This window comes from Acidovorax sp. KPB24-03, from assembly GCF_057546605.1.
Genome location: NZ_BAAJYR010000878.1, coordinates 1 through 688, shown reverse-complemented (window position 1 = coordinate 688; position 688 = coordinate 1). Strand labels below are relative to the sequence as shown.

Here is a 688-nt window from a genome sequence, read left to right as displayed (position 1 = left end):
GCTTCGCGCCGGGGGCGGGGCAGCCCCCCGCGACTGCGGATGATCGACTCCGTCATCCGCCGCAAGGTCCAACGGGCGCCCAGCGCGAGGCACATTGGCGGCGGATTCCCCGAGGAATCCATCCATGTCGCGCATTTCTGGCATTTCGTCACCGCTGCGTCCCGCACCGGGCATCGTCGTCGATCCCTCGCCGGGGCTGATGACGCCCGTCGCGCCCGTGCGGCGCAGGCGCCAACCGCCCTCCGCCGAACCAACGCTGCCCGAGCTGGCCCGGCGCCTGTCCTCCGCACCGTCGATGCCGCCGCGTGCGCCCCTGCACGTGGTGCGGCATTCGCTGCTGCCGCCGCAGTTCCAGTCGCCCCAGCGGCCCGGCACCGAGCCGCCCGAGACCTACCAGCGCCATTCGAAGCTGCCGCCGCAATACCAGTCGCCGCTGCGCCAGAGCTTTCTGCCGCCCCAGGCGTACCAGTCGCACTCGGCGATGAACACGTTCCAGTCGCCCTATGCGCCCGCGCCGCAAGGGGCGTTCGGCAGCTCGGTGCTTCCCCCGGCCCCAGCGCCGCAGGACCCCGCCCGGCCGGAGCTGCCGCACAGCGGCCCCCGCGGGCGTCGGTGCTGCCGCAGGTGCGCCCCCTCCATCCTGCAGGGCGCCAGCCCGCGTCCGCAGGCGCCCCCGCCCTTCGGTCCT

The 688-nt window shown here is 74.4% G+C and carries 1 pseudogene; it reads left to right on the top strand.

Annotated features, from left to right (window positions below):
* Window positions 1-124: 124 nt before the first annotated feature.
* Window positions 125-688, top strand: a pseudogene (locus AC27KI_RS26580) (hypothetical protein); the annotation flags it as partial.